We start from the raw sequence: 18,985 nt of genomic DNA on the forward strand, positions 1-18,985 counted from the left end.
GAAGAGAAAGACAACAGATGCGGTTATTCTGTTTTGTAGTGTCATGTGCACTTCCTTTGCGAGAGTAAGTCAGGATTCACCGTATAGTGTTCAAACATAGTAGTAATGAGAAAAAGTTGTTTGATGCTATACTGCAGTGGTGAAAATTAAAAGACTCTCTCCCCCCTGAAATGATAGTTGTGTGAAAAATTTGTTAAAAAGGCGGTAGCACCGCGGTAATCTTAACAATTGATATCGGCATGATTGCGCTAATCTTTAAAAATCTATAACGTTTTTCTTCTGTAGCGTTCCGGATGTTCTGATTCTTTTTGATTACTGCGAGGATGTTGTGATTACTGTTGTTTCCTGTGCTGCACTGGCTGGAATTGATGCATTTACTGTTGAGATGGAAGTTGACCTGACGCGTGCCGGTTTACCGGCTTTTACGATGGTAGGGTTGGCAGAAGGCGCTGTGCGTGAAGCAAAAGAGCGTGTTATGGCAGCGTTGAAGAATACAGGGCACAAGCTTCCGCCGTCACGCATAACTGTGAACCTTGCGCCGGCAGACAAAAGAAAAGCAGGAAGCGGGTATGACTTAGCCCTCGCTTTAGGATTGTTGGGGGCGGCGGGCGTGCTTTCTCCAGAGGCGTTGCGGGGATGGTTTTTTGTTGGAGAGCTATCTCTGACCGGTGAATTGAAGCCTGTATCCGGCGTGTTACCTATTGCTATTCATGCCCGTGAAGTTGGAGCAAAGGGGCTTATTGTTGCGGCGGATAATGCTGATGAAGCGGCAGTCGTTGAAGGTTTGCCAGTTTTTTCTATGACAACACTCGGAGAAGTCATAGAGCACATAGAGGGCGGCACCGTTCTCGAACCTGCTATTCCGCCGGAATCTGTTCAGAGTGTTTCGTCCGAATGGATGCATGACTTTGCTGAGGTGAAAGGGCAGGAACATGCGAAACGCGCTATTGAAATAGCCGCTGCGGGGAATCATAACTTACTGTTTGTGGGCCCTCCCGGAAGCGGGAAAACGATGCTGGCTAAACGGATACCTACTGTACTGCCTAGATTGACCTTTGATGAAACGCTTGAAGTGACAAAAATTTATTCTGTATCCGGCTTGCTGAGTAAGCAGCGATCATTGATAACAGAAAGGCCGTACCGCTCCCCGCACCATACAATCTCTGATGTCGGTCTGGTAGGTGGCGGGGCATATCCTAAACCGGGTGAAGTTTCTTTGGCGCATCGAGGCGTACTTTTTTTAGACGAGCTTCCTGAGTTTAAAAAGTCTGTATTAGAAGTTATGCGGCAGCCGTTGGAAGACGGTACTGTTACTATTTCCCGTTCCAGTATTTCACTTTCTTTCCCTTCGGATTTTATGCTGGTTGCAGCTATGAACCCTTGCCCTTGCGGTTTTCTTACAGATGATCGTCATCCATGCACTTGTAGCAGCAGGCAGGTGGCGCAGTATCGTTCCAAACTTTCAGGCCCGTTGCTGGATAGAATTGATTTGCATGTTGAAGTTCCTGCTGTGAAGTATGATGACTTACAATCGTCATCCGGAGTCAGTTCTGAAGAAATGCGGGAACGTATTGAAGCAGCGAGAAGAATTCAGGAAGAACGGTACAAGGGAACACCGTTGAAGACGAACGCAGATCTTTCCGGTCGCTGGTTGGAGAAATTTACTCCGATATCTGAAGCAGAAAATACGTTTTTACGGAATGCTGTAGAAGCGCTTGGACTTTCTGCCCGTGCGTATACTCGAGTGTTGCGTATATCCAGAACGATTGCCGACCTTGAAGGTGCAAAGGATATCGGCGTGGCACATATTGCTGAAGCCATAAACTGTCGAACATTGGACAGAGAATGATAGTAAAAAAGTCTTGCTGAAGTTCAGCAAGACTTTTTTTGTAGCGTATTGATGGTGTTGTTATTCCGAGGCAGCCAACTTAATGCCTAATCCTACAAGAATAGAGCCTGCGGTAGCTTCGATATATGAGCGGCTTCTTGGCGCAGAAACAACTTGTTTGGCTTTTCCGACAATGCTCGCAAGGAGGCATTGCCATATGAAGGAGATGCCGAAGTGGATGCTGGTAAGAACAAGAATCTGGGTTACAGGGTTGCCGTTGGCGTTCATAAACTGCGGCATAAATGTAATGTAAAAGACAGCAGTTTTAGGGTTGAGAACGTTTGAAAGAATGCCTTCTCTGAAAGAACGCATGACACGCACTTTTTCTGCTGCGGCAGCCAGTTCCTCCGAGCCTTGTGCACCGGAGTAGCGTTTTTTAGCATCCCAAAGATTCTGAAAACCAAGCCATACGATGTAGAACGCACCGATAATTTTAATAAAGTGGTACAGCTGAGCCGAATTGTACAGAATTAACGCAAGTCCGCAGCCGGAAACGGCTGCATGGAAAAAAAGTCCTGTACATATTCCTGCACTGGTAATGGCGCCGTCCGGTAATCCGCCTCGAATACTATTGCGGATAACCATCATGGTGTCCGCTCCGGGGATCATAGCAAGTATAGTGATGGCAATAAGAAATTCGCCAAAATTATCCGGTAACATGTTCTCTCCTGCAGTGGTCTCTACGCTTCCATATTGGAAACAGCGCGCCTACACGTCGTCGAATTAGAAAGGCACGCACGTTATCTATCGTATCGTGAAGACGGCGGGTTGCCAATATACCTCGTCATCATGGTGCATACTATAGATTTCGTGTGACTGAACGTATGTAGCAAGGCGTGTGTGTAAGCGAGCACAAACAGTGACAGAAACAGTTTTCTGCTGCAACGGGAAAAAGACGATTTTGTGAATTTTATCTGTTCACTCTTGTAAGCAGATTGTGCGGACTAACCACGAAGTTTTATTGGGGTAGATTGCAGAGTGCGAAGGGGGAGGCAAGGAAAAAGGCTATCCTGATAGTGAAGGATAGCCTGTAACTTTGATGATATTTGAGCAAAAGGTAGAGAGTGCAAATGTCACAGAGAGGTATTTGCTATTTCTTTTTCTTCTTTTTGCCGCCTTTCTTTCCGCCGCCGGAACGTCTGCGAGGTTTGCCGCCTGTTTTGGGACGGGGAGCCATCTGGCGTTCCTGACGTTTGGTGTATGTACGCTCGGTTCCTGTGCGTGCCTGTTCTTCAATGAGTTTGTGGTAGTTGTCCACACGGCGTTGTGTCAGTTCTCCAGCGGCGATTGCCTGCTGTACTGCACAGTCCGGTTCTTGATCGTGCTGGCAATCAACAAACGCACAGTTTTCTATAAGTTCTTCAATGTCATGGAAGACCTTTTTTACACTTTCTTCGCATGGAGGAAGCTGTAACTCACGGAATCCGGGAACATCCATAATAGTGCCGCCGCATGGCATTATGTACAGAGTTCGGCTTGACGTTGTATGTCGACCTTTACTGTCTACGTCTCGAATTGCGCCGGTAAGGGTTACTTCTTCTTCCATCATGGTATTGATGATGGTTGATTTACCGACACCGGAAGAACCGACGAGTGCAATGGAGTGCCCGTGACCGCACCAGTCTTTTAAAAGTGTTGCTGTGCGTTCTTCACGCCCGTCAACTGCAAGGACTGGAACATCTTTATACAGCTTTTGGGCATCAGCAACGCAACCGTCAACAAAGGACTGATCTGCTTCGTCTGCTTTGGTAAGGATGATGACTGGCGTAGCTCCGCATTCAAGGGCAAGAGCCAGATAGCGTTCCAGTCGTGACAGGCTGAAGTCATGGTTGAGGGAAGACACAATAAAAACAGTATCTAAATTAGCAGCAACGAGCTGTACTGTTTTTTCATTTTGCGGGGATCGACGAACGAACACTGTTTTACGATCCAGCATGCGGACAGGATATTGTTTGTTTTTATCAAGCACGAGCCAGTCGCCGACGGTCGGCTTTGCTTCTGCTTTGCCGCCGAGCCAGTTGCCCGGTAGTGGCATCTGCACTTTTCCGAATTCACCCCACACATTCATAAGAACTGCATGGATACTGCAGACACGCCCCACGTGTTCTGTAGATTCCTCTTCGGAAAGTTGCTGGCTGAAATGTTCAGACCAGCCAAGAGTGCGTAAAATTGCGTCTTTTCGCATGTCATCCGTCTGCAAGTGTGTCATCTCCTCCGGCTTATTGTTTTAAGCCGGTATGAAAAATTGTTTCGTGTACCGTATGCATAGTACTTACCATAACGGGATAGCATTGTGCAGTGTAGCTTTATTGCGAGGGGGATTATTATCCTTCTATACAGAGCCGCAATGGTGCGTTGATACAGAACTGGTAGAGTTGTTATTAATCTTGGTTGTGTTTGCAGCATAGCAGGCCATGCGTCAAGTACCAAATGCTGTTGTGGACTTCATAAAAAAGCGGGTGAATCTGCATGGATTCACCCGCTTTTTTGAAGTATGTTCTGTAGCGTAGTAACGTGTTAGTTTTTAACAGCGTTTTCAGAAGCGTACACTTCTTCAAGGATGGCGTCTGCGCCTTTACCTTTTACTACGTCTGCAAGGTCGAGACCTACCTGACGAGCATTCTCTTCGTTACCGTCTGCTGTTTCGCGGATTTGACGGACGCCTTCGAGGTCTGCAACAAAGCCAACCATTTCGAAGTTATCATCGTCTGTCATTGTTGCGTAACCGGCGATAGGTACCTGACAGCCGCCCTGCAAACCGAACAGGAAGCCGCGTTCTGCTTCTACACAGATACGGGTAGGACGGTGTTCGAGGAATGCCAGCATTTCGTGCAGATCTTCGCGATCCTGATGGAACTCAATACCCAGAGCACCCTGACCAACTGCTGGCAGGAAGCGTGGAGCGCCGAGAATTTCATTTTTCGGTGCTGAAAGACCAAGACGTTTCAGGCCGGAAGTTGCCATGATGATCGCATCGAATTCGCCGTCCATGAGCTTACGCAGACGGGTGTCTACGTTGCCGCGCAGGGAAACGATTTCAAGGTCTGGGCGGAGTGCCAGCAACTGGGACTGACGACGCAGGGAACTTGTACCCACTTTTGCGCCTTCCGGAAGCTCATCAAGAGAATCGTACTGTACAGAAAGGAAGGTATCTGAAGGGTTTTCGCGTTCAGGGATACAGCCGAGGATCAGGCCTTCAGGCAGTTCCATAGGAACGTCCTTCATGGAATGAACGGCGATATCTGCGCGACCATCAAGCAGAGCCTCTTCGATTTCTTTAACAAATAAGCCCTTGCCGCCTACTTTTGCGAGCGGAACATCCAGAATGATGTCGCCTTTTGTTTTAAGAATCAAAAGCTCTACAGTGGTGCCTTCGTGTTCTTTTTCAATACAGTCTTTAATATGGTTTGCCTGCCAGAGTGCAAGCTTGGAACCTCGGGTAGCAATAACGATTTTCTTCATGTCGTGTCCGAAAGTGCTTGGTAGTTCGAATGTAGGACTGCGAGTTAGCCGCAGGTAGAACAATTGCCGCCGGAGCAACCGGAACAGCTGGAGCCGCCGGATGAACCGGTAGGGGCGGAGATGCTGCCTCCGGACATTTTAAACTTGGTAGCAGAGAGTAATTTGTGTGTATTGGAAGATTTGCATTCTGGGCATTCTGGAGTTTCGTCACCAAAAACAAGTTCTTCAAACTCTTTGCCGCAGTCTTCGCATGTGTATTCGTACAAAGGCATAGCCGTTGCTCCTTAACTATCTATTTTGGCGAATAGATAGTGCGAAATTGAAAAAGGTCAATATATACAACTGAAAATTTTTATTCGGCGGCTTCTAAATCCGGCTGAAGCGCGGCTGCATCTTCAAACAGATAGTAGTCCGTAAGCTGGCAGAGAAGGTGCCCGATTGTAAGCTGCACTTCCTGAATAAGCGGGGTGTGAGAATGAGGCACATCCAGCAGGTAGTCGCACAGTTCAGCCATTTTGCCGCCACCGTTACCGGTAAAACCTACAGTCATCAAACCGCGTTCGCGGGCTGCATTGAATGCATTGATGATGTTAGTAGAATTGCCGGATGTGGAAATACCGACGAGAATGTCGTTTTTATTTCCCAGTGCCTGAACCTGTTTAGAAAATACAAGATCATAGCCGTAGTCATTGCCGATGGCTGTAAGAATGGAAGAGTCTGTGGTCAGGGCAATGGACGGAAGCGGAGGGCGTTCGATTAAAAAGCGGTTTACAAATTCTGCTGCGAGGTGCTGTGCGTCTGCCGCACTGCCGCCGTTACCGCAAAACAAGATTTTACCACCTTTTGCAAGGCAAACAGCAAATTTGCGCGCCACATAATCCACGTCTTCTGCGTGGTTAGAAAAATATTCGTCGCGTAAGCGTGCGCCTTCGCGTGCATGTTCTAAAATTGTGTCGATTGCTTGTTGAGTCATCAATTCTCCAGACGCATTCTTATGCGTACAATTTGTATACAGGTCAGTAGCACCTGACGCAAAGGAAGTACACTATATACGCAGGTGTGACAATGAGCGAAAGACTGCGGGAAATAGTTTGAAATATCTGCATAATAGAGCTTTTTTGCTGCAATTGTGCTGACTTGATTGCAAGAAAATACTATCTAATCGCTAGATTTACTGTTGTCGGAAAAAAGCTGGTGGTACAATTGGATTTATGCGATTCATTTTATCATACATTTCTTGAAGTCATAGCCGGTTTTTACTAGAGAACTGCCATGCACCATAAAATTTCTACTATTTGCATTATAACAAAGGCCTCACATGACGCTGCAGCAGCGCTCGGGCAGGAACTGCTCGACTGGTTTGCCGCACGCGATGTGCAGGGGATTATTTGCGAAAACGGCACAACTGAGTGGTTATACACCCGCGAAGCTGTTCAATGTGATCTTGTTCTTGTCCTCGGTGGCGACGGCACACTGCTCAGTGTTGCGCGTCATCTTATTGGACGTGAGATTCCGCTTGTCGGTATCAACATGGGGAAGGTCGGGTTTCTTGCCGAGATCCCGAGTGACGCATGGGAAGAACGATTACAGGCGATACTCGACGGCGAGGTTGAATTTCGTCGAAGACTTGCGCTTTCCTGTACCGTCACACGCGGAGATGAAATTGTCTTCAGTGGTGTTGCCGCAAACGACTTTGTTATCAACAGGGGCGCGCTTGCCCGAATCACCCGCCTTGAGCTTTCTGTGAACGATAACCCGATGGGGGAAATTCGCGCAGACGGCATCATCATTGCCTCACCTTCCGGTTCGACAGGATATGCGATCTCCGCAGGTGGACCGCTTGTTCATCCTGATATGGATGCCTATTCCGTAACGCCTGTCTGTGCTTTTCTGCGCAGTCTGTACCCAATGGTACTGCCCGGAGAACATGTGTTCACTGCTGCCGTGCGTACACATGATGCGGATTTGTTCCTTACGCAGGATGGTCAGGAAGGTATATTGTTGCAGCCTGATGATGTTGTTTCTATTTCTAAAGCCGAGGGTGGTTTGCTGTACGCTGAATTTGACGATAATTCGTATTACAACAAACTCTTGAAACGAGGGTTTATTCGAGAAAACTGCTAATCTGGAAACAGCTGTGAGTTTCGAGGGAGAAACAGAATGGGGAAAGTACTGCCTGCAATTGCATCCGCACAAGATGTTCGATGGGGACAGGATGCGACTATGGATGCCTGGTTGCATCACTTTAAGACAGAAAACAACATTGAACACCTCATGAATCCTGAACACGTTGCTTCTGATGAGCAACTTAAGTTCATGGTCGCCCTTGATAAACAGCAAATTTTTATTCCGTGCTCTGATGAAACGCTGATGTGTCTGATGGAAGAAAAGCCTTCGGAAGATCTTATGCGTGAGTATGGCCGGATTTGGTTGCACACTGTCCGGCTGATCAGAAAACATTCGTTCAACAAGTATCACGAACGGAAAGTAATGAACTTCTGTCGGTTGCGGTTTCAAACGCATTTGTCGTCGCGCATTATGATTCCTTCCCGTTTGTTGAAACGGATGAACAGCATTGTGTTGACGCAGTGTTCTCTGGTTGACCCGTCCAGCGAAACAAAGTTGGCAGCTAACCGGAATGCGTATGAGTATTTTAAAAATTCTGCAACAGACAGAATTTTATACTCTACTCCTTCTGAGTGTATGTTTAATCCTGACTTGCGGGATTTGCGGTCTGAGCTTGATATTATTGAGCTTATCCGTCTGATGTACTTTTCCACGATGCCTCAGCTTTGGAGCAGCGGGACACCTTCATATCTTGATATTGAAAAAGAAATGAATAAGCCGTGTCCTACCTCTCATGCTCTTGAAGTTCTTTTGGGGACAGAAAAGGATGACCGGAAAACGATTTTGTTTTTACCGGAAAGCAGTGGTGGAATTGTATTTGACCTCTACTTTATCAGAGCGTTACTCAGACAGGGGCACAAGGTTATTCTGGCACTGAAAGAAGGATTTCTGTTTGATGCTCCTACATACTGGGATGCTATGCAGGATCCTGTTTTGCTTGAGTTGTGTAAGACTGCCAAAATGGTGGCAAACGACACTATTTCAAAGAATCTGCTGCTGGCGTTATTGCGGTCGCATCGTTTTCTTATCATCTCTGATGGGATGCGCGAAAAGCTTAACCTTTATAAAACCAATGTGACGTTCTCCCGTGCGTGGAAAGAATGCGACATTGTTTTTGCGAAAGGAGCAGCAAATTACGATAATCTGCTTAACTGCGGGCATCGTTTTACTCGTGATGTTCTCGGTTTTTACAGAAAGCCTGACGGAACATTTGTTTTAGAAGCTAAGCCTCGTGCTAATAATGTTCGCAAGTTCAGTGAGGAAGCCATCAATGATATGGCGAACCGGATTATCGAGAGCATGCGTCTGGAGAAACAGAAAGGTCGCAGTGTGATGTTCTATAGCGCCATTATCGGCTCTATTCCGGGTGAAACTGATACTGCGATTAAGATTGTGAATTCATTTGTTTCGCATTTGCGAACCCGTCTCGACAGTACGTTTATTATCAATCCTGCTGAGCACTTTGAAGAAGGCATGGACGGAGATGATTTGATGTTTATGTGGGAACAGGTTCAGCGAAGCGGGCTGTTGGACGTCTGGCGTTTTCAGACAGTTGAAGATATAGAAACAAGCTTTGCCTTGCTTGATCGTAAAGTACCGTCCATTTGGTCGGGGAAAGACTCTACATTTTCTACGGGTTGTACAAAAGAAATGCGCATCGCTTTGGATGTACAGAAGAGGAATCCGGAGTTACAGATCATCGGGCCGAGTTCAGAAAAATTTTTCCGTAGGGCAGAATACGGCGTCGGTAAATATTATGATGCCGGTATTACCTCTATGTAGTGTAATAGCGTTACTGACAAATAAAATTAACCGGCTACCCTGTGTTTTTACGCAGGGTAGCTGTTCTTCGGTATATTCCGGAAGATAGATGTAAGGAGAGTGTTATGGCTGATTTTGAAGTTGTCATCGGGCTTGAGGTTCATGCTCAGCTCAAGACGGAATCAAAATTATTCTGTTCCTGTTCGACCCGCTTCGGGTCTGATCCGAACGAAAATGTTTGTGAAGTGTGTTCCGGTATGCCTGGTGCATTGCCTGTGCTTAATGCCAGAGCTGTTGAATTTGCTGCTAAAATGGGGCTTGCAATGAATTGCAACGTAAGCCTTGATTCTATTTTTGAGCGCAAAAACTACTTCTACCCTGATTCTCCTAACGGCTATCAGATTTCTCAGCTCGATAATGCTATTTGTCAGCACGGGCATATTGAAATTCCTGTGGGCGAGTCTTTGAAACGTGTCGGCATTACCCGTATCCAGCTTGAAAACGATGCCGGTAAGTCAATTCACTCACAGGCAGAGAATCTTTCATACGTGGATTTTAACCGTACTGGTGTTCCGCTTATCGAGATTGTTTCTGATCCTGATATGCGCAGCGCGGAAGAAGCTGTTTCTTACCTGAAAACCCTGCACTCCATTTTGCTGTACCTCGATATTTGTGACGGCAACATGGAAGAGGGCAGTTTCCGTTGTGATGCAAACGTTTCTTTGCGTCCTCGTGGACAGGAAGAGTTCGGTACCCGTGTTGAACTGAAGAACATGAACTCCTTCCGTAACGTACAGCGTGGTATTGAATACGAAATTGCACGTCAGGAAGACCTTATTCTTGATGGTGAAGCCGTTGTTCAGGAAACACGTTTGTACAACGCAGAAAAGAACCTGACAGCTTCTATGCGCGGTAAAGAAGAAGCACATGACTACCGCTACTTCCCTGATCCGGATCTTATTCCTATTAAGCTGACCGAGGCTCAGGTTGCAGCATGGAAAGAAGAATTGCCGGAGCTTCCTCTTGAAAAACGTGCCCGCTTTGAAGCTGAATTCGGATTGCCTGAGTATGATGCAAACCTGCTGACGCAGGATAGAGCTATTGCGGAATATTTTGAAGCGGCTGTAAAAGTATTTAATAACCCTAAAAAGTTAAGCAACTTTATGATGGGTCAGTTCATGCGCGAATTGAATGAGCGTAATATTACAGTTGCTGACGTTGCACTTGCTCCTGAAAACTTTGCAGAACTTGTTCGAATTGTCGAAGAAGGGATGATATCTACTAAGATAGGTAATGATGTTTTACCGGAACTTATGGAGCAGGGCGGTTCTGCTGAGGCATTTGTGAAAGCGAAAGGTATGGTTCAGATTTCTGATTCTTCTGAACTTGAAGCTGTTGTGGATGAAGTAATAGCTGAAAACCCTTCAGAAGCAGAAGCCTATCGCGGTGGTAAGCACAAATTGCAAAGCTTTTTTGTTGGACAGGTTATGCGCAAAACACGAGGAAAAGCTAATCCTGCCCTTGTTAACCAGTTACTACAGAAAAAATTGTAACATTATACATCAAAGTACAAGTAAGGACGTCGGAACCGGCGTCCTTTTTTTTGTTTGTATGAAAAAGTTGACTGGACAAGCAATAGACGCCTTGAAGGGTTCTATATTGCGTTGAAAAAGATTGTAAGTACCAACGAACAACATACTAAGTAAAAATTAAAAAAAAATATATGAAAGGAACATGATGATATTCATTTTGTAATGGAGTGAATATTAATTGAATAAGAATGTCCTTCTCTGTCTGTAGTGCCATAGTAAAATACTCTCTTGAAGAAAGTATCAAAAATAAAAAGTGCTTTGTTTGACGAGGGTTAAAAGAACATGTATTCAGTTCATGAATAGCATTTACGTAACGCAAAAAAGTTGTGCCTAGTCGTTGAGCAATAGTATTTCATGAGGTGCATTAAATGGAAGACTACTTAAAAGAAGCGTTGGAAATTGTTAAGGCGCAAGCTAGTGTGCGGACCATGACAGAGGAAGAAATTACCTCGATGGTAAAAACACTTGCGTCCGGCATTAGGGTTATCAGTGAAGAAGATGCTCTTTCTGAAGAAACACAGGAAGCTGCAGTTGATCCTAAAAAGTCTATCAAAGAAAAGACTGTTACGTGTCTTGAATGTGGAAAGACTTTTAAGATTTTAACTAAGCGTCATCTCGCACTGCATGATCTTGATGCGATTTCTTATCGCGAAAAGTGGGGGCTGAAAAAGAATACGCCGTTGGTCTGTAAAGCATTACAGCGCGAACGACGCAAGAAAATGAACAATATGAAACTGTGGGAACGTAGACGCAAAAACGAAGAATAATTTTTTTCATCGTTCATGTGTAGAAAATCCAGCGATGACTTTTCTACATAGTCTTTGTTCGTATTATCCGCAGTTTTACAGAAGCAGATATATGTTTTTACGATATCATCTGCAAACACACGGGATAAAGTTACACACGAAAAAAACGCCTCATTTGAGGCGTTTTTTTGTTTTTTTGCTATGACAGTTTGGGCGGCCCCTGAACTATCATCTCAGCCAGCGTGAGGTCTACTCTCGGGGCTGTTTTGAGTGCTGTTCCTGCGTACTTCATTTCCAGCTGAGCCAGCTCTTGGTAAAATGGTGTACGATTCAGCATCGGGATTTGAAATTCTTCCATACCATCGACTTTTTCTCTGAAACGATAGCATCCCTGAAAGTATCGTTGCTCACCGTTCGGCAGAATCATGAGATTCTTTGTGCCGTGCATTCTGCATATCATAAGACGGTGATCATACAGGCCGCAAAGTCCATCTTCGTTTAAAGGACACATGACATGCGGGCGTTCTTTTTTTTCCAGAGCTTCATTGTATTGTTTTACAACGTCTTTAGCCCGTTCAATGAAATATTCGCGCTTCTCTTCCGGTAAGGCGTTCAGTCCTTTCCAAAGATATGCCCATTCAATGTACGTATGGTGTTGGAAGTAACTGTAGCAACAGTTGTCTTCACAGCCTGCACAGGAAAGACCGGCTTCAGCTGCTGTTTTTGAATAGGCGTCTGCCATGTTCTTATACAGCTTTGCCAGTTTGCCGAACGTGCCGACGCTGGACGTGCGTTTAGCTTTTTTCTTCATGTCTATACTCCCAACGCTGTGAGCAGAGCTGTGACGCATTCTCCAGGAGTTTTTTCGTCACAGTTAACACTGATTGTTGCGTATTTTTTGTAAAGTTCCGCACGCTCGTTGTAGAGATCTTCGATGGTTTGTCCCGGTGCAATGGCAAGCCCGCGGTCAGGTTTCTTACTGATACGTTCTAAAATTTTTGGAAGACTGACATCCAGATGGCATACCGGCCCCAGAGAGGTAAGGTGTACCATTGCCTCTTCTCTGTAAACAACGCTGCCGCCTGTGGCGATGACGCAGCGTTTTGCACGCAGGGCGCTTACAACAGAGCATTCAACGTCCAGAAATTCTTCTTTGGACATAGAGTCGGTAACAGCCTGCAAGTTGGTTCCGTACTGGCCTTCAATGAGATGGTCGGTATCAATAAATACCCAGCCAAGCTGATGAGCGAGAATTTTACCTAATGTCGATTTTCCTGCGCTCGCCATGCCTATAAGGGTAATACAATCAGTTTCGTTCGGGTAATCTGCCATGAATACTTTCCTTGCTAAATCTAGTTATCGCCTTTTGTTCTGCCTGTAGAGGCTGGCTGTGTCAATGCTGCGGGGCTTCGCCTCTGAGGCATGGATACAAAAAAAGGCAGGTTCGTAAGAACCTGCCTTGAAGATCGAGCAGTAAACTCGAAGCGGATTAACGCTTGGAGTACTGGAAGCGAGCACGAGCGCCACGCTGACCGTATTTTTTACGCTCTTTCTTACGAGCGTCACGGGTCAGGAAGCCTGCTTTTTTGAGTGCTGGACGCATGTCAGCGTCAACTTCGAGCAGAGCACGGGAGATACCGTGACGTACTGCAAGAGCCTGACCGGACATACCGCCGCCAGCTACGTTTACTTTAACGTCAAATTTTTCGAGCATTTTAACGAGCTCGAGAGGCTGACGAATGATCATCTGAAGAGTCTTACGTGGGAAGTACTCATCGTAAGGACGACCGTTAACAGTGATCTGACCGCTACCAGCGTAGAGGCGGGTACGAGCAGTAGCGTTCTTTCTTCTGCCTGTGCCGTAATCAAATTCGTTGGACATAGTAATCTCCTACCTCTAATCTAGTACTTAAGCTCAAGAGCCTGAGGGTTCTGAGCAGCATGTGGGTGCTCGGTACCAACGTAAACTTTAAGCTTTTTCATGATAGCACGACCAAGACGGTTCTTTGGAAGCATGCCCTGAACAGCTTTACGAATAACATCTTCAGGTTTTTTCTCAAGCATGGTCTCAAGGTTAGCTTCTTTGAGGCCACCTGGGAAACCGGTGTGACGGTAGTACATTTTGTCTGCCATCTTGTTACCGGTAACTTTGATTTTTTCACAATTCACGACTACGATGAAGTCACCGTTGTCAACGTGAGGTGCGAATTCTGGCTTATGTTTGCCACGAAGGCGGTGTGCGATCTGGGTAGCGAGGCGACCGAGGATCTGGTCCTCAGCGTCAACTACAAACCACTCGCGGGTGATATCTTCAGGCTTAGGGCTGAAAGTTTTCATCTATATTACTCCTAGTGTCGAAACACGTTGGCTCTTATGGAGTTCTTGTTTCCATGTCAATAAAACAATAAGATTGGTCAGCCCAAAACCGGCGGTTGTAAACGGGGGGATCCAGATTCTGTTACAAATCCTGGAAAAAGACCTCCGGCTTCGTGCGGAAACACCGTACTTATACCATGACCGACTCGTTGCCAAGTGATTTTTGTGAAAATATGAGGATTTTTTATCATGTCAAGTATTCGTAAGGGATTGCTGCAGACTGTTTTTTCCGGTGCGTACATGAAACGCTGGAATGATAAGCTGCGACCGGCTGAGCTGTATGAGGTTGATAAACAAGCACATAAAATGATTATTGCGTGGTTGCTGCTGCAGGAAAATACACGCGGTATGGGGTTGGATGAGCGCCGTGTGCTTGGTGATAGAATTGTCGAATGGGGTATCTTTGATTATCTGTTCCGGCTTGTTATCACTGATATCAAGCCTCCGGTATACTACCGCATAAAAGAGAATCCCGAACATCATCGTCAGTTGGTGGAATGGGTACAGAGTGAGCTTGAACCTGTGCTGAGCCCTTTGGGGGCTGACTTCTGGATGCGTTTTGTTGCGTATTTTGATCCTGAACGCAAGCATGAACTTGCTGATGAGATTCTCGCAGCAGCACACTTTTATGCCAGTAGCTGGGAATTTAAGCTGATTGAAGGGTTGAATGCTTTTGACGATGAGCTTGACGAAATTCGTGACTCTTTTAATGAGCAGCAAGATTCGTTTCAGAGCTTGAAGGGTTTTCATGAAATAATGACACCCAAAGAACATGCTCTTGGAAAGTTGGCCAATTTATGCGGGCAGCTTCGTTTCCAGAAACGCTGGTCGCAGATGCCGCGTATTCCTGAGACCTCTGTTATGGGGCACATGTTTCTTGTTGCCTGCTACAGCTATTTCTTTTCTGTTGTGCAGGATGCGTGTCCGGCGCGACGGCAGAATAACTTTTTTTGCGGGTTGTTCCATGATCTCCCAGAGATGCTCACCCGTGATATTATTTCGCCAGTAAAGAAATCTGTTAAGGAACTGGATACTCTTATTAAGGCGTATGAAGATGAAGAGCTGGAGCGAAGGGTGTTCCAGCCGTTACGCGATGAAGGCTATACATACATTGCAGACAGACTTGGGTATTTCCTTGGGACTTCAACCGGTTCTGAGTTCCATGATTGCATTGAGCGTAACGGTTGTGTCGAAAAAGTTTCATTTGATGAGCTTCAAGCTTTCTATAATGATAACTCATTTAATCCGAAAGACGGGGAAATGCTGAAGGTGTGTGATGAACTTGCAGCATACATAGAAGCATATACTGCGGTGCGCAACGGCATTTCAATTAATGAACTGAATTTGGCTATGTGGCGGTTGCGGGATAAGTACCGTAAAAAGAGTATTGGTAAAATTCACATTGGCGCACTGATGTCGGATTTTGATTAGAAAGAATATCCTTAAGAAAAAACTCCCCGAGTACTCGGGGAGTTTTCTTTTTTTTAGGGAGTTATGAAAAAAAAATAAAAAGTGTAACCACGCGGCGCTTAGAAACGATGTAATATGTAGAAAGATGTACCAATCTTTTATCCCTTTGTGGATACAACCTTTAACTACTGATGCTTTCGGCATCGTGATAAGAAGGTCGTTATTATGATTCGTATTCTTTCTATGGCTGTTTCGCTAAGCCTTTTGATGGGGTCGTTTTCCCTTTGTTTGGCGGGAAGTTCTTGCGGTGTGACATGTTGTGAAAAAATGCAGTCTCTCATTACTCAGCGTTTAGAGCTGACAGATGAAGAACGTAAAGATGTTTTCGAAATTTTACGAAATGCACGCAACGAACGCAGAGCGTTAGTGAAACAGCTAAGAGCTCCTGAGATGACACAGGAGAAGCGGTTGGCCATTCATTCTAAAATTCAGGAAGTGGATGTAGCCTCCCGCGCAGAACTTGCTTCGATGTTTTCAGAGGAGCAGATGGAAAAATTTGATGAGATAATGGTTGAGCTACGGGAGAAAATTCTTTCGTGTCTCAGATAACCGGGAGTTTTGATGGGAACGGTCAATGAAGACTGGGATACAGTCTGCACCGTGCTGGAGGGTGAAACTGCAGCGTTTGCGTTACTCATTGACCGCTATCAGAGTCATGTTGCGACAATTGTCGGGGCACATGTGCCCAGGCAATGTGTAGCCGAGGTGGCACACGAAGTTTTCGTCCGCGCTTTTCGTTCCCTTTCCTCGTATGCACCTAAAAAGCCGTTTAAGCATTGGCTGACAACGATAGCTTTACGAAGCTGTACGGACTTTTGGCGAACCCATTATCGAAAAAAAGAATCACCTGTGAGTGATTTTTCAGATGATTCCGCCCAGTGGCTTGATGCTGTCTGCTTTGCAGAGTCGGAAGATGAGTTTGAGCGATTGAGCAGGGCGCAGGAAGCAAAAGATATTTTGCAGCGCGTTCTGGATTCATTACCGCCGTTAGACAGAATGGTTTTGGTAATGACGCAGCTTGAAGAATATTCCGGCAGTGAGACCGCAGAGTTACTTGGGATAAGTTCTGCCAATGTAAAGGTTCGTACGTTCAGAGCAAAGCGTACGTTGAAAAAGCTTTTGAAAAAATACGGCATAGAAGGGGCGTAGCATGGCAGACAAAATGCTGGGCAAATTGATGCGGGTTTGGAAAAAAACTCACGCAGAACAAGTTGATGTATATTTACCTTCTGCCTGGGGGCAGGGGATTATGCTTGACGTGTACGCTGCTGCGTCCGCTCCGCAGTCACCTTTTGAGCGTTTTGCTCCGCGGGTGGCAGTGACCGCCGGTGTTATGCTGCTGGCTGTAGCGGTTCCCTGTGTTGTCACCGTGAACAATGTTTTATCGCTGCTTGATGCCCAGCTGGTGGAAGCCGGTCGGGATTCTGCACAGCTGTTTTTATCTTTCTAGGAGTCAATCATGAATAACTGGAAAGTTTGGACAGCGTTTGTCCTCGTATTTTTCCTCGGTGCTGCATGCGGGGTTATGGGAGGCGGTGTTGTTGTTAAGCAACGAATTGTTAAGTTTAAAGATTTGAAAGGAACCGGTTTTAATGGAGGAAAGCGGTTCCTGCGTAAGATAGAAACGAAAGTTCAACCTGATGCTGCAACGATGAAAGAAATTCGCCGCATTGTGCGCGAGAACCGCAAGGATGTTTTAGTGGTGCGCAGCAAAGCGGCGGATGAAGTTCTCAAGATTTTTACGACTACTGAGCAAGAAATTAACACGCTTCTTACGCCTGAACAGCAGGAACGCTTCGCAAAGATTACGAAGCGCGTCCGTAAACGGATCCAACGAGTACAGTTGCTGCGAACGTTACAAGAGTAACGCTCTTTGGGGGAGCTTACGCTGCAATATGACAAGGGATGGATTCTGTACCGCATGGGGTACATGCAAAGAAAAAGGATGAGAAATGGACACACTGAAAAAAGCCTTTTTAGTGCTGGTAATGGCTTGCGCGTTTGTAACGTTTGTTATGCATTTTGATGCGAACGCTGCTCCCTACAAAAAGAACTTCGTAACAAAGCGTTCAAGTAAGGTTTATCCGGACTTACGCACGGTTGAACGTTTTATCGACGTTGCTGCCCACCGCCCGAACAAGATCAATCGTTTTATGCGCCGTAACCACGTTACAGAGATTCCTAAAGGAACTCGTGTGGTGCGTGTCGGCTCAGCTATGGTCGCTGGAACTGATAAGGTTGTGTACAAAGTGCGCATCCCGAGTCAGGGACGCCACGGGTATATTTTTTCACGCAATTTGAAAAAAATGAAAAAGGCTCCGAAGCACACTGTGGTTAAGACGGTTGTGTATAAAGAAAAACATAACCACAAGCATAAGCACAAACATAAGCACAAGCACAAAGATGTATGTGTATACAAGCATGTGCATAATGATAACTGCACTGTGAAGTACGTAGAAAAACACGTTGAACGTCACGTGGAAACATACTCTTCTCCCAGGCACGACAAAGACCATACGGTTAGATTTAAAGCAGTACTTGGATCGCCTGTTTTTGTTATTGACCTATAGCAGGGAGTAGTAAATGAGATACGGTATCCTACTGCTGCTCGCGGTGTTTCTGCTCACGTCATTAGGGTGCAGGCATCATCGCCACAGGCACCATCGTCCTGCTAAGTTGATTATTGTTGTAGAAGATACGACGACCAGTTCTGTAATGAACGTTGCATAATGAAAATAAAAAGCCCGCTAAAGCGGGCTTTTTTTATGTGCTCAGCCGTAGAATAAGATCCGGTAAAAATAGCTTTTTGCACAGTTTGTTATTTTTTTCACAAAAACTTTTGGAATCATCTTTACGTCTTGCTCACAAATGTTTACCGTTACTATAACGCAACGCAGTATTAACCAATTTGCGTGCAGCCCATTGAAAGAAATATTGACCATACCTTGCCGGATGTTATGATTCGGCAGAGTGACAGACTAACCGTACTCTGAAATTTTTAGGAGTTTCGATTATGCTATTACGAAGACGAGCATGGGATATTTTGCGTGACGATTATCCTGTTGTTAAAATAGATGATCCACTTGCTGAGGCTATCCGTAAACTTAACGCCTGTTCCTCAGAAGGGTGCTTATGCGCTTTGGTGGAGGATCGAAACGGTCGTGTAAAAGGTGCTGTTTCCATTTGGGATACAATGCGTTTTATGGAAGACACGTTGCTGCGTGGTGACGGCTTGAAATGCCTTGATGAAAACCGCTATGAGCAGATGTTTACGAACGCCTGTAAGGTTTCCGGTTCTATTTCCGTCAAAGACGTGATGGATAAGGATATGACAGTTGTTCGCCCTGATGAACCATTGCTGTTGGTGCTGGAGGACTTTGTTAAAAAAGGTCGCAGCTATGCCGTAGTTATGGAAGGCGGTCAGGTTATCGGTGTCATTATGATTAACGATATCTACAAAGAAATCAGTGATCAGATGCTGGCACGCGGCTAGTAAAAAAATAAAAAGAGAAAGCCCTCTGTTCGAAAGAGCAGAGGGCTTTTTTATATTCTATAATCAATCA

The 18,985-nt window shown here is 45.6% G+C and carries 22 protein-coding genes; 13 read left to right on the forward strand and 9 right to left on the reverse strand.

The genetic code is table 11. The features are described from left to right. The first annotated feature begins 328 nt into the window (after positions 1-328). The gene (locus QZY95_RS16255) at positions 329-1,849 is read left to right on the forward strand and encodes a YifB family Mg chelatase-like AAA ATPase (RefSeq protein WP_290925484.1); all 1,521 of its coding nucleotides are present in this window, start codon (positions 329-331) and stop codon (positions 1,847-1,849) included. Between the two features lie 60 nt (positions 1,850-1,909). Here the strand turns inward: QZY95_RS16255 and QZY95_RS16260 are convergent, their stop codons facing one another. The 5 genes from QZY95_RS16260 to QZY95_RS16280 all read right to left on the reverse strand — a co-directional run bounded on the left by QZY95_RS16260 (position 1,910) and on the right by QZY95_RS16280 (position 6,323). Continuing rightward, entirely contained in the window at positions 1,910-2,548 is a 639-nt protein-coding gene (locus tag QZY95_RS16260; protein WP_290925486.1) for a LysE family translocator, read from the reverse strand. Between the two features lie 430 nt (positions 2,549-2,978). Continuing rightward, on the reverse strand, positions 2,979-4,097 hold the full coding sequence (rsgA, locus tag QZY95_RS16265) for a ribosome small subunit-dependent GTPase A (protein WP_290925488.1): 1,119 nt from the start codon (positions 4,095-4,097) through the stop codon (positions 2,979-2,981). Between the two features lie 308 nt (positions 4,098-4,405). After that, positions 4,406-5,350, reverse strand: a complete 945-nt coding sequence (gene hemC / locus QZY95_RS16270) for a hydroxymethylbilane synthase (RefSeq protein WP_290925490.1) — start codon at positions 5,348-5,350, stop codon at positions 4,406-4,408. A gap of 44 nt (positions 5,351-5,394) precedes the next feature. Further along, positions 5,395-5,622, reverse strand: coding sequence for a zinc ribbon domain-containing protein (locus QZY95_RS16275; RefSeq protein ID WP_290925492.1), 228 nt, complete (start codon positions 5,620-5,622; stop codon positions 5,395-5,397). Positions 5,623-5,702: 80 nt separating this feature from the next. Continuing rightward, complete coding sequence (locus QZY95_RS16280; protein ID WP_290925494.1) at positions 5,703-6,323, reverse strand: D-sedoheptulose 7-phosphate isomerase; 621 nt, start codon at positions 6,321-6,323, stop codon at positions 5,703-5,705. A 299-nt stretch (positions 6,324-6,622) separates the two neighbouring features. Here QZY95_RS16280 and QZY95_RS16285 point away from each other — a divergent pair, with 299 nt between their 5' ends. The 4 genes from QZY95_RS16285 (at position 6,623) to QZY95_RS16300 (ending at position 11,597) form a co-directional block, all read left to right on the forward strand. Next, positions 6,623-7,474 (forward strand): NAD(+)/NADH kinase, encoded by an 852-nt coding sequence (locus QZY95_RS16285; protein ID WP_290925496.1) that lies wholly within the window; start codon positions 6,623-6,625, stop codon positions 7,472-7,474. Between the two features lie 36 nt (positions 7,475-7,510). Then, entirely contained in the window at positions 7,511-9,259 is a 1,749-nt protein-coding gene (locus QZY95_RS16290; protein ID WP_290925497.1) for an ARMT1-like domain-containing protein, read from the forward strand. A gap of 104 nt (positions 9,260-9,363) precedes the next feature. Beyond that, positions 9,364-10,791 carry an Asp-tRNA(Asn)/Glu-tRNA(Gln) amidotransferase subunit GatB gene (gatB, locus tag QZY95_RS16295; RefSeq protein WP_290925499.1) on the forward strand — a complete coding sequence of 476 codons (1,428 nt, stop codon included), beginning with the start codon at positions 9,364-9,366 and terminating at the stop codon, positions 10,789-10,791. 407 nt (positions 10,792-11,198) lie between these two features. Beyond that, positions 11,199-11,597 carry a MucR family transcriptional regulator gene (locus tag QZY95_RS16300; RefSeq protein ID WP_290925501.1) on the forward strand — a complete coding sequence of 133 codons (399 nt, stop codon included), beginning with the start codon at positions 11,199-11,201 and terminating at the stop codon, positions 11,595-11,597. Positions 11,598-11,775: 178 nt separating this feature from the next. On the opposite strand, the gene QZY95_RS16305 is transcribed toward QZY95_RS16300, so the two are convergent. The 4 genes from QZY95_RS16305 to rplM form a co-directional block, all read right to left on the reverse strand. Continuing rightward, positions 11,776-12,387: a hypothetical protein gene (locus QZY95_RS16305; protein ID WP_290925503.1), complete on the reverse strand. Its 612-nt coding sequence runs from the start codon at positions 12,385-12,387 to the stop codon at positions 11,776-11,778. Between the two features lie 2 nt (positions 12,388-12,389). Further along, a complete protein-coding gene (gene thrB / locus QZY95_RS16310) occupies positions 12,390-12,908 on the reverse strand; it encodes a homoserine kinase (RefSeq protein ID WP_290925505.1) in 519 nt (172 codons plus the stop codon). Positions 12,909-13,065: 157 nt separating this feature from the next. Continuing rightward, on the reverse strand, positions 13,066-13,458 hold the full coding sequence (gene rpsI / locus QZY95_RS16315; RefSeq protein WP_290925507.1) for a 30S ribosomal protein S9: 393 nt from the start codon (positions 13,456-13,458) through the stop codon (positions 13,066-13,068). 20 nt (positions 13,459-13,478) lie between these two features. Then, on the reverse strand, positions 13,479-13,913 hold the full coding sequence (rplM, locus tag QZY95_RS16320; protein ID WP_290925509.1) for a 50S ribosomal protein L13: 435 nt from the start codon (positions 13,911-13,913) through the stop codon (positions 13,479-13,481). A gap of 228 nt (positions 13,914-14,141) precedes the next feature. Here rplM and QZY95_RS16325 point away from each other — a divergent pair, with 228 nt between their 5' ends. The 8 genes from QZY95_RS16325 (at position 14,142) to QZY95_RS16360 (ending at position 18,915) form a co-directional block, all read left to right on the forward strand. Next, positions 14,142-15,383, forward strand: coding sequence for an HD domain-containing protein (locus tag QZY95_RS16325; protein ID WP_290925511.1), 1,242 nt, complete (start codon positions 14,142-14,144; stop codon positions 15,381-15,383). 204 nt (positions 15,384-15,587) lie between these two features. Next, complete coding sequence (locus QZY95_RS16330; RefSeq protein WP_290925513.1) at positions 15,588-15,971, forward strand: hypothetical protein; 384 nt, start codon at positions 15,588-15,590, stop codon at positions 15,969-15,971. A gap of 12 nt (positions 15,972-15,983) precedes the next feature. Further along, the gene (locus QZY95_RS16335) at positions 15,984-16,571 is read left to right on the forward strand and encodes an RNA polymerase sigma factor (protein WP_290925515.1); all 588 of its coding nucleotides are present in this window, start codon (positions 15,984-15,986) and stop codon (positions 16,569-16,571) included. 1 nt (position 16,572) lies between these two features. Further along, positions 16,573-16,872, forward strand: a complete 300-nt coding sequence (locus QZY95_RS16340; RefSeq protein ID WP_290925517.1) for a hypothetical protein — start codon at positions 16,573-16,575, stop codon at positions 16,870-16,872. A 9-nt stretch (positions 16,873-16,881) separates the two neighbouring features. Next, entirely contained in the window at positions 16,882-17,289 is a 408-nt protein-coding gene (locus QZY95_RS16345; protein WP_290925519.1) for a hypothetical protein, read from the forward strand. A gap of 85 nt (positions 17,290-17,374) precedes the next feature. After that, a complete protein-coding gene (locus QZY95_RS16350) occupies positions 17,375-17,992 on the forward strand; it encodes a hypothetical protein (RefSeq protein ID WP_290925521.1) in 618 nt (205 codons plus the stop codon). Positions 17,993-18,005: 13 nt separating this feature from the next. After that, positions 18,006-18,152 carry a hypothetical protein gene (locus tag QZY95_RS16355; RefSeq protein ID WP_290925523.1) on the forward strand — a complete coding sequence of 49 codons (147 nt, stop codon included), beginning with the start codon at positions 18,006-18,008 and terminating at the stop codon, positions 18,150-18,152. Positions 18,153-18,435: 283 nt separating this feature from the next. Then, positions 18,436-18,915: a CBS domain-containing protein gene (locus tag QZY95_RS16360; protein ID WP_290925525.1), complete on the forward strand. Its 480-nt coding sequence runs from the start codon at positions 18,436-18,438 to the stop codon at positions 18,913-18,915. The last annotated feature ends 70 nt before the right edge of the window (positions 18,916-18,985 follow it).

The sequence above is a fragment of the Halodesulfovibrio sp. genome (assembly GCF_015482765.1).
Classification (GTDB): domain Bacteria; phylum Desulfobacterota; class Desulfovibrionia; order Desulfovibrionales; family Desulfovibrionaceae; genus Halodesulfovibrio.